Raw genomic sequence first — 10,120 nt, forward strand, 5'->3', positions numbered from 1 at the left:
AGCCCCGCGCCGGCGAAGGCGGCGACGTGCAGCATCACGAACACGGCCATGTGGGTCGTCCAGGACATCGGCCGGAGTGTATCAGGCCGCGTCGGAACAGAAAGCGTCCCTCCGCGGCGCCGGGTTCGGGACCTTAGGCGCCGCGCCGCCAGCCGTCGAGCGCGAGCAGGGCCCAAACCTTGAGGGCGATGTCGCGGCGGCCGCGCGCGTGTTCGGCGAGAAGATCGGCGACGGGTTCCCAGGCAAGACCCATCGCCGCGACCGATCCCGGCGTCAGACGCTCGGCGATCGTGTCCTTGAGCGCGCCTTGGAGCCACACGCCCATGGGCGGGTTGAAGCCGCGCTTGCCCGCGCGCGCGATCTCGACCGGCAGCAGCCGCCGGGCGACGGCGCGGAGAACCGCCTTGAGTCCGCCGCGAACCCGCGCGTTCGGGGACAGTTCGCTCATCGCCTCGATGACGCGGTGGTCGAGTAGCGGCAAGCGCAGCTCGAGGGAATGGGCCATGCTCATGGCGTCGCCGTATGCCAACAGGTTGCCGGGCAGGAACGACAGCAAATCGGTTTGCTGCATGGCGTCGAGCGGGTCGGACGACGGCGACGCGGCATATATATCGGCGATCGGACGCGACGGTGCCGTCGGCGATCCGAGCAGGCGGCGGCGTTCATCGGGCGTGAAATATTCGACCCAGCCCGCGTACATCTCGGGGTCGGGGCGGCCGGCGCCGGTCAGGAACTCGCGCGCGCGGCGAAGCGCGTGAAGTCCTCGGCGGCTTTCCGGAATGCGCTCGGCGAGCGGCACGACGATGCCCTCGCGCAGCCACGCCGGCAGCCGCCGATAGGTTTGCGCCCAGCGGCCGCCGAGATAGCGGGGATAGCCCGCGAATACCTCGTCGCCGCCGTCGCCGACCAGGGCGACGGTGACGTGGGCGCGGGCGCTCCGGCTCAACGCCGAAACCAACAGCGCCGTCGGATTGCCGAACGGTTCACCAAAAGCCGACGCCAACGCCTCGGTCGATATCGCCGGGGCGGGGTCGGCGGGAAGTTCCGCGTGTCGGCTGCCAATGTGTTGGGCGACGCGCGCCGCCGCTTGGCGCTCGTCGTAAGCCGCCTCGGGAAACGTCATGGTGAACGTGCGGGGCGGCGGCGCGCCCAGGCGGCGGGCTTCCTCGGCCATCAGCGCGGCGACGACGGAACTGTCGAGCCCGCCCGACAGAAAGCAGCCGACCGGGACGTCGGCGATCATGCACCCCGAAACCGCCTGGCGCAGCAGCGGCAGGATTTCCTCGGCCGCCTCGTCGGGCGCCATGTCGCGGCGACCCGCCACATGGGGCCGCCAATAAGCGGCGAGTTCGCTGCGGCCGTCGCGCCAGCGCAGGAAATGGCCCGGCGGCAGCTTGCGGATCCCGCGATGAATGGTGCGCGGCGCGGGAACGTACAGGCACGCGAGGTAGGCGGAGAGCGCCTCGCCGTCGACGCCGAAATCGACCCCCGGATGTTCCTTGAGCGCGCGAATTTCCGAAGCAAACGCAACCCCGCCGCCGTCGAGCGGCGCGTACACGAGCGGCTTGATTCCGAGCCGGTCGCGCGCGAGCAGCAACTCGCGCCGCTCCTTGTCCCAAAGCGCGAACGCGAACATGCCGACGGCGCGCGCGAGCCCGGCCGTGCCCTCGCTCTTCAGCAACGCGAGCAGAACTTCGGTGTCGCTGTCGCTGCGAAAACGGCCGCCGCGGGCCTCCAGTTCGGCCCGCAAGGCGCGGAAATTGTAGATTTCGCCGTTGAAAACGATGACATAACGCCCGCAATCCGACGTCATCGGTTGCGCCGCCGCCGGGCTCAAGTCGATCACCGCGAGCCGGGTATGGGCGAAACCGAACCCGCCGCCGGGCTCGCGCCATTCGCCGTCGCCGTCCGGGCCGCGATGGCGCAACAGGCGGCGGGCGCGGGCGAGAAAGCCGTCGGGCAAGGCGGTCGATCCGGCGAGTCCGCACATGGCTAGGAGGGCTTCCGGGCGATCAAAAGGACATTCTTGCCGATGGGAGGCGCGCCGAGCGTGCGCTCGATCGCGCGCGTGAGCGGCACCCCGAACCGATCATACAGTCGAACCAGCGCGGGGTTGAAGGTTACGGTTCCCCCCACCGTGTTGAGCAGCCACCACGGGACAACGCCGAGGAGATCGAGATACCGCGCTTCGCGCACCTCGAAGCCGGCTTCGCCGACCAGGCGGGCGAGCGCGCCGCGCCGGTAACGCCGGTAATGGCCGTAAAACGAATCGAGGCGGCTGAACAGGAACGGCAACGCGGGCACGAACAGAAGCAACGAGCCGTCGGGCCGCAGGGCGCGAAACAACTCGTCGAGCGCCTGGGCGTCATCGGCGATGTGTTCGAGCACGTTCACCAAAACGGCGCAATCGTAGGAATCGGCGGGCACCGACGCGACGTGGGCCTCGAGGTTCGCATCGAACACCGCTACGGCATCATCGCCTCGGAACCGGTCGCGCAAGATGGGAAGAAGACGAGGCGAGGGTTCGACCAGATCGAACCGGTCGACGAGCGGGCGCAGCTTGACGGAAATGTTGCCGGTGCCGGCTCCGTATTCGACCGCCGCGCCGCGAACGAAGGGCGCAAAATGATCCGCGATCCAGGAATAATAATGGGTCATCCCGGAAAGGATTTCGAGATCGTGGCCGGCGTAGGCGTCGGCGGGAACGGCGGGCGCGGTCACGCGGGTTTTCCGAGCTTGAGGGCATGCTCGGCGCGCGCCAGCACCTTGGTCACCGCGGCGCCGAGAATCAGGTGGACGACATCGGGCCGGCCGGCACGGATCCTGTCGGCGAATGCGGCAAGGGCGCGGTCCAACGGCGGGTCGCCGACGACGGGGATGATTTCGGCCCGGCCTTCGGCGACGTTTTCCTCGGGCAGGCAGCCTTCGGTTTCGCGCCGGGGCAGGCGGACGAGCGGGGTCGCGGCATATTCGTCGAGCACGACATCGCTGTCTTCGCAACGGACGATCAATTCGCGCACGGGCGAATCGTACAAGTTGCCGAACTCGAGTTCGGCGGTCGCGCCGTCGTCGTAATGCAGGCGAAGCGCCAGGATTTCACCGGCCCCCTCGGGCATACTCCGCCGTTGGCGTACTTCGGCGCGCACGCGCTTCGGCTCGAGCCCAAGCAGATCGAGCGCGTACGCGACGTCGTGCGGTCCCCAATCCCACAGCACCGACACCTCGGCGCGAAACGGGCCCCGGCGCCCGCCGCGGGCGCGAAGCCCGTGAACGGGGGAAAGCGCGGGAAGCCGTCGTTTCAGTTCGTCATAGGCCGGATGGAACAAATGGACGTGGTCGGTCATGGCGACAACGCCGGCCTTGTTCGCTTGGGCAAGAACCGATTCGGCCGACGCGGCATCGAGGGCGAGCGGCTTTTCCACGAGCACCGCCTTGCCGGCGGCGAGGCAGGCGATCGCGATTTCGGCGTGGAGCGCCGGCGGCGTCGCGATCACGACGCCCTCGATCGCGGCATCGCGCGTGAGCGCGCGCCAATCTTCGTGAATGGCGCATTTTTCGGGAACGAGGGAGCGGGTCGCCGGATTGCGGCTGGCGACGGCCCGGAGGTCGATGCCGGGACGCCGCCCGATCGCGGCGATCAGCTTCCGTCCCCAAGCGCCGGCGCCGACGAGGCCGAGCCGGACGACGCGCTCCTTCCGGCTCATACCTGCCCGGTGTAGTTGGAATCGCTCCAGGCGAAGAATCGCCGAAGCCCCTCGTCCAAATCGACCATGGGGGTGTAACCGAGCTGCAGGCGGGCCTTGCGGATATCGGGGCTGCGCCGGTTCGGTTCGTCGGCGGGGTAGCTGTCGGGATACTCGATGACGTTGTGCGCGACCGATTTGCCCAGCACTTTCTCGATGCGGCGGACGAGATCGAGCATCGAGATTTCCGGTTCCGGGGAGCCGATATTGTAGGCTTCGCCCGGCACGCCCTTGAGGATCACCAGTAGGAATCCGACCATGGCGTCGGTGACGTAGCAAAACGTCCGCGTCTGCCGTCCCGAGCCATATACGTTGAGCGGCTTTCCCGCCTTGATGCGGCTCGCGAAGTTGGGCATGACCCGGTAATCGGTTTCCTGCATGCCGGGCCCGAACACGTTGAACGGGCGAATGGCGTTGGTGGCGACGCCGTGCTTTTCGTGAAAGATGTAACACAGGGTCTCGCCGACCCGTTTGCTCTCGTCGTAGCAGGCGCGCGGGCCCTGGCAGGCGACGTTGCCGCGGTAGCTTTCGGCCATCGGCACGTGCTTGGGGTCGGGGTCGCCGTAGATTTCGCTCGACGAGAAAAATGTGAACCGGGCCTGGTGGCGATGGGCGAGTTCCAGCATGTTGCGGGTGCCGCGGATCGCGACCTCGAGCGTCTCGAGCGGGTAGGCGCGATAGTAAAACGGGCTGGCGATGCCGGCGGCGTGGATGACGTAGTGCAGCGGCTCGTTCCACGGAAACGGTTCGATCACGTCGTGACGGATGAATTGCACGTGGGGATAGTCGGGCACCGAGGCGCCCTCCTTGCCGGCGGTGATCATGTTGTCGAGGGTGATCACCCGAACGGGGTTTTTCAGAATACCGGCATTGAGGCGGGCGAATATGTCCATGAAATAGCGGCCGAGAAAACCGCGTGCGCCGGTGAGCAGCACGGTCTTGCCGGCGAAGGACTGAGCCTCGGCCTTGAGGCGCTCGGCGATTTCGGCGATGTCGGATTTGAGCAGGAACTCGGTCACGGGAGCACCTCGACGGTCGGAAGCGGAACGATAAACCGTCCGCCCTCGTCGGCAAAGCGGGCATGTTTATTCATGATCGGCCGCGCGAAGTTCCAAGCGAGGATCAGGAGATAATCGGGCCGTTTTTGGTAAATGGCGTCGGCGGCCAGCACCGGAACGTGCAGGCCGGGAGTGTAGAGGCCTTGTTTCAGGGGGCTGTCGTCGGCGATGAACTCGATCAGGTCAAGGCCGAGGCCGAAGTGGTACATCAACGTCGTCGCCTTGGCCGGGGCGCCGAAGCCGGCGACGCGCTTGCCCTGGGCCTTGAGGCCGAGCAACAGCGCGCGCAAAGAGTCGCGCACCGCATCGATCTTGCGGCCGAAAGCGGCGAGGGTCGCCGCCCGGTCGAGGCCGAGGGACCGTTCGAGCCGCGTCAGGATCTCGATCGAGCCGTCGGAGCGATGCGACCCGCCCGCCAACTGGGCGAACCCGCGGAGCGAGCCGCCGTGCGATTCGACCCTCTCGGCCGCGAACAGCTCCATCCCGTGCGCCGCGAAAAAGCGCAGGAGCGGCGCCACGGAATGATAGGCGAGATGTTCGTGATAGATCGTGTCGAACAAGGTTTTTTCGAATACATCGACCAGATACGACACCTCGAATACGAACACGCCGTTGGAAGCGAGCAAGGAGCGCACGCCCTCGAGCACGCCGGCCAGATCGTCGGCATGGGCGAATACATTGTTGGCGGTGACAATCGCCGCCGGTCCGCGCTCGGCGCGGATACGCGCCGCCAGCTCGGGCGTGAAGAAATCGGGCCGCGTCTCGATGCCGCGCGCGGTTGCGGCGGACGCGATGTCGCGCGCCGGGTCGACGCCGAGAACCTTCATGCCGCGTTTGCGGAAAAACTCGAGCAAGGTGCCGTCGTTGGAACCGATATCGACAACGAGTCCGCCGGGCGCCGGGCGGAACCGGTCGAGAACCGCGCCGGCGTAGCTTTCGAAATGGCGGACGAACACCGGCGACGTGCCGGAAACGTAGACATAGTTCTCGAACAGGATGCGGGGATCGACCACGTCGAGCAGCTGCACGTGGCCGCAATCCTCGCAAAAAAAGACGTCGAGCGGAAAGCAGGCCTGCGGCTTGTTTCGGTCGCCCGCCGGCACGAAGGCGTTGGCGGGCGGCGTGGGCGTGAGCGCGAGCACCAGGGTCAGGCGGCGGGAGCCGCACAGGCGGCAATCGTCCCGCCGACGAACCGGCGCGTCGGTCGCCGTCGGCCCGGGCGCGGGTGTCAATCGCCGGGTTTCCACGCCTTGAGTCCTTCCGGGGAAATCAGCTCGACGCGCCGTACGTCGGCCTCGTAGCTCGCCTGGTCGCGGGGATTGCGCGAAAGCGTGAGGAAGACGGTGTCCTTGGGAAAGCGCATGGCGTGGTCGACCATGGGGGGCGTGAAGACCATGTGGCCTTCCTCCACCACCAGCATTTCCGGCTTGCCGGAATTGCCGTGGGACCGATGGAAATACTCCATGCGGCCTTCCAGCACGTAGCAGTAATGCCAGTCGGTCAGGTGATAATGGTTGGCGCGGAGCGAACCCTTGGTCGATTCGATCAGCACCGCGCTTTTCATGTCGAGATCGACCAGCGGCTGGATCAGGCCGCGCACGTCGACGAACGGCTTTTCCAGCCGCACGATCGGCTTTTTCGGCCATCGCTTCATTTCGTCTTTGGTCACGGGCGGAATCGCGGGCGGATCGGGTTTGCGGCTCATGGGCGGGGCTCCGGCGGGCTCAACAGGCGGGCGATGCGGTCGACCACGATGGCGCGCACGACGGCCAGGGCGTGATAGGCGCGAATCTTCTTGCCTTCGGCGTAGGTGCGGCCGTGGTAGCTGATCGGGACTTCGTACATGGTCTTGGCGCGGGCCACCGCGCGAGAGAGAATTTCCGCGTGCTGGTCCCAACCCATGCGCGCCAGGCGATCGGGGTCGATCAGTTCGCGTCGGTAGAGAAGATAGCACGAATAGATGTCGGTGAACGTGGTGTTGTTGAGCACGTTGAAGATCAAGGTCAACAGTCGGTTGCCGACCAGATGCCAGAAATAAAAAACCCGGATGTAGCGCGGCGCCAGCACACGGCTGCCCATCACCAAATCTGCGCCGAAACGCAGCACGGGCTCCATCAGACGCGCGTAGTCGGCGGGGTCGTATTCGAGATCGGCGTCCTGGAACAGCACGTAGTCGCCGCTCGCCGCGCGCAAGCCGGCGAGCACCGCGCCACCCTTGCCCTGGTGGGATGCGCGGATCAAACGGTCGCAAAGATCGGGACGCGCCGCGACCAGGTCGCCGGTGCCGTCGGTGGAACCGTCGTCGATGACAATGACCTCGAAGCGGACGTCCTCGATCGCCTGCGCCCGCACCGCCCGCAGGATTTCGAGGATGGTGGCGCGCTCGTTGAAGGCGGGAATGATGACGGAAACCGAAACCATGCCGCCGTTGGTAAAGGGAGGGGCGCGACCCGTCAAGGCGACACCCGTCGCCCCGAGGGCGGTATTCCCCGAAGGAGCCAAGGTAAATGGCGTACGGTTAACGGCGTTCGTGCCGCCGGCCGCCGTCGCCAAAACCGAAGCCGACGATGAAGATCGGCGCCAGCATTTTCCACCAATCGATGATCGGGACCATCTTGGTATTGCCGATCTGTCGGGGAGGGTAAATCTTGCTCACCGGCACTTCGGTCATGCGGTAGCCGAGCTTAATCAATTTCATGAAAATGTACATTTCCAATTGGTAGTGGTCGAGCCAGACTTGATCGAGGTCGAGGCGGGGATCGTTCAGCACGGACACTTTCATTGCCCGATAGCCGTTAGTGCTCTCGGTTATCCACCGGCCCGTGATCAAGCCGACAAGAAATGGATGCAGTCGGGTGGCGAATTTGCGATAGAGCGGCATGTCGCCGCCGGCGACGCCGCCCGGCAAGTAGCGCGATCCCATGACGAAATCGCATTTGCCGTCGCAGATCGGATCGAGTAGACGGGCGATTTCCTCCGGACTGTCCTTATTGTTGCCGGCGATGACGACGACGATGTCGAACCCGTTGGCTTGCGCAAGCCTGTAACCACGGCGGATGGTATAACCCACACCCCACCGACGATCGTTGACCAATACTTCGGCTCCTAGCGCGCGCGCGACGTCGGCGGTGCGATCGGTCGAACAGTCGTCGACCACCAGAATCGTGTCGACGATGTCGCGCGGGGTGCGGCGAACAACCTCGCCGATTTTGGCTTCTTCGTTGAATGCCGGAGCAATCAAAAGAACACGGCGGGATTTGTACATGGACTAAATTGAGACCATCGGTCGGACGCCGGCGAACCGGGCGAGACTGTCGGCGACCCGGCCGGCGGTGCGGCCGTCCCACATCTCGGGCTTGCGTCCCCTGGGCCATTCGCCGGCCAGGACCGCCTTCACCTGGGCCGGAAGGTCGGCGACGGTAACCAAACGGTTGGTCCCTTCGCTCACGGTAACCGGGCGTTCGGTGGTCGTGCGCAACGTCAGGCACGGGATGCCGAGATAGGTGGTTTCCTCCTGCACGCCGCCGGAATCGGTGATCGCGCACGCCGCCCCACGGACCAGGCTCATGAATTCGACGTAGCCCATCGGCTCGGCGAGAACGACCCGCGGATCGGCGGCGAGACGTTCGAGCAACCCGAACGCCTCGAGTTGCTTGCGGGTACGGGGGTGGAGCGGAAACGCCACGACGAGATCGCGCGCCACGGCACGCAGGGTTTCGACGATCGCGGCGAGCGCCTCGCACCCATCGACGTTGCTCGGGCGATGGAGCGTGACGACGGCGTAACCGCCGGGCCGGACTCCGAGCCTGTCCGGTATCTTCGCCGCTTCGATGCGGGAGCGGTGCAACTCGAAGGCATCGATCATGATATTGCCGACGCGCACGACCTTGTCGGGCGCGACGCCCTCCCGCCGGAGGTTGGCATCGGCGTCCGGCGACGGGGTCCACAACAGATCGGCGAGCGCGTCGGTGACGAGGCGGTTGATTTCCTCGGGCATGGTTCGGTCGAAGCTTCTGAGGCCGGCTTCGAGATGGGCGACCGGGATCAGGAGTTTCTTGGCGGCGATGGTCGCCGCCATCGTCGAGTTGACGTCGCCCACCACCACGGTCCAATCGGGCCGCTCGCCGAGGCACAGCTTTTCGTAGGCGACCATGACGCCCGCGGTTTGCTCGGCGTGGCTGCCGCTGCCGACGCCCAGATTGTGATCGGGTTCGGGCATGCCGAGATCGCGGAAGAACACCTCCGACATTCCGGCGTCGTAATGCTGGCCGGTATGCACCAGGACCGGCCGGCACCAACCGCGGGCGACGAGTTCGCGATGGAGTGGCGCCGCCTTCATGAAATTGGGCCGGGCGGCGACCACGATGTGGACGAGCAGAGGCATCGGCTAAAGGCGCATCAATTCGATCGGCGCGGGCTTGGCCTTCCGATCGAGGCACCGGCGCACGTCGTAGACCAGACCGCCCGGCTTGACCAGCGGCGCGACCAGGGACCAGCCGCCCGTGCGGTAGGCAGCATGCGGCACGGCGAGGATTGCAGCTTCCGCGGGAGCGAATGACTCGACGGGCATAAGCCGGATGCCGAATTCCTTCTCCACCGCGACGGCGTCGGCGCACGGATCGGCGACGGCGACCCGCACCCCGAATGAAACAAGCTCGCGCACCAAATCGACGACCTTGCTGTTGCGGAAGTCGGGCACATCCTCCTTGAACGTGATGCCGAGGACGTTGACCGCGAGCGGGCCCGTGCGGCCGTTCTTCATCAAATGGCGGATCGTCTCGCGGGCAACGAAACGGCCCATGCTGTCGTTGGTGTAGCGGCCGGCGAGAATAACCTGAGGATGAAAGCCGAGTTGCTCGGCCTTGTGGGTCAGGTAATAGGGATCGACCCCGATGCAATGGCCGCCGACCAGTCCGGGGGAGAACTTGAGGAAATTCCATTTGGTTCCGGCCGCGTCGAGCACGTCGCCGGTATCGAGGCCGAGGCGGTGACAGATGATGGCCAGTTCATTCATCAGCGCGATGTTGAGGTCGCGCTGGGTATTTTCGAGAACCTTGGCGGCTTCCGCCGCCTTGATGCTGGCGGCGCGGAAAATCCCCGCCTTGACGACCGAACCGTAGACCCGGGCGATGGTGTCGAGGGTTGCGGCGTCCCCGGCGGCGACCACCTTGGCGATAGTTTCGAAGCGATGTTCGCGGTCGCCGGGATTGATGCGTTCCGGACTGTAGCCGACGGCGAAATCGCGGCCCGCCGTCAGGCCCGAAGTTTTGGCCAGCAACGGCGCGCACACGTCCTCGGTCGCCCCGGGAAAAACGGTCG

At 66.0% G+C, this 10,120-nt stretch carries 10 protein-coding genes; all 10 read right to left on the minus strand.

The genetic code is table 11. The features are described from left to right. Positions 1-133: 133 nt before the first annotated feature. The gene (gene asnB / locus FJ311_14420) at positions 134-1,990 is read right to left on the minus strand and encodes an asparagine synthase (glutamine-hydrolyzing) (GenBank protein MBM3952633.1); all 1,857 of its coding nucleotides are present in this window, start codon (positions 1,988-1,990) and stop codon (positions 134-136) included. Between the two features lie 2 nt (positions 1,991-1,992). Continuing rightward, positions 1,993-2,721 (minus strand): class I SAM-dependent methyltransferase, encoded by a 729-nt coding sequence (locus FJ311_14425; protein ID MBM3952634.1) that lies wholly within the window; start codon positions 2,719-2,721, stop codon positions 1,993-1,995. Continuing rightward, positions 2,718-3,704: a Gfo/Idh/MocA family oxidoreductase gene (locus FJ311_14430; GenBank protein MBM3952635.1), complete on the minus strand. Its 987-nt coding sequence runs from the start codon at positions 3,702-3,704 to the stop codon at positions 2,718-2,720. Before FJ311_14430 ends, FJ311_14425 begins: the two co-directional genes overlap by 4 nt. Continuing rightward, a complete protein-coding gene (locus FJ311_14435; protein MBM3952636.1) occupies positions 3,701-4,762 on the minus strand; it encodes an NAD-dependent epimerase/dehydratase family protein in 1,062 nt (353 codons plus the stop codon). The genes FJ311_14430 and FJ311_14435 overlap by 4 nt, the downstream gene beginning before the upstream one ends. Beyond that, positions 4,759-6,033: a class I SAM-dependent methyltransferase gene (locus FJ311_14440; protein ID MBM3952637.1), complete on the minus strand. Its 1,275-nt coding sequence runs from the start codon at positions 6,031-6,033 to the stop codon at positions 4,759-4,761. The genes FJ311_14435 and FJ311_14440 overlap by 4 nt, the downstream gene beginning before the upstream one ends. Next, complete coding sequence (locus tag FJ311_14445) at positions 6,030-6,506, minus strand: hypothetical protein (protein MBM3952638.1); 477 nt, start codon at positions 6,504-6,506, stop codon at positions 6,030-6,032. The genes FJ311_14440 and FJ311_14445 overlap by 4 nt, the downstream gene beginning before the upstream one ends. Continuing rightward, complete coding sequence (locus FJ311_14450; GenBank protein MBM3952639.1) at positions 6,503-7,222, minus strand: glycosyltransferase family 2 protein; 720 nt, start codon at positions 7,220-7,222, stop codon at positions 6,503-6,505. Before FJ311_14450 ends, FJ311_14445 begins: the two co-directional genes overlap by 4 nt. A 97-nt stretch (positions 7,223-7,319) precedes the next feature. Beyond that, a complete protein-coding gene (locus FJ311_14455) occupies positions 7,320-8,066 on the minus strand; it encodes a glycosyltransferase family 2 protein (GenBank protein MBM3952640.1) in 747 nt (248 codons plus the stop codon). Positions 8,067-8,069: 3 nt separating this feature from the next. Continuing rightward, positions 8,070-9,185: a UDP-N-acetylglucosamine 2-epimerase (non-hydrolyzing) gene (locus FJ311_14460; protein MBM3952641.1), complete on the minus strand. Its 1,116-nt coding sequence runs from the start codon at positions 9,183-9,185 to the stop codon at positions 8,070-8,072. Between the two features lie 3 nt (positions 9,186-9,188). Further along, positions 9,189-10,120, minus strand: a 932-nt coding sequence (locus FJ311_14465) for a nucleotide sugar dehydrogenase (GenBank protein MBM3952642.1), incomplete at its 5' end; no start/stop codon positions are given.

Source organism: Rhodospirillales bacterium (assembly GCA_016872535.1).
Classification (GTDB): domain Bacteria; phylum Pseudomonadota; class Alphaproteobacteria; order Rhodospirillales; family 2-12-FULL-67-15; genus 2-12-FULL-67-15.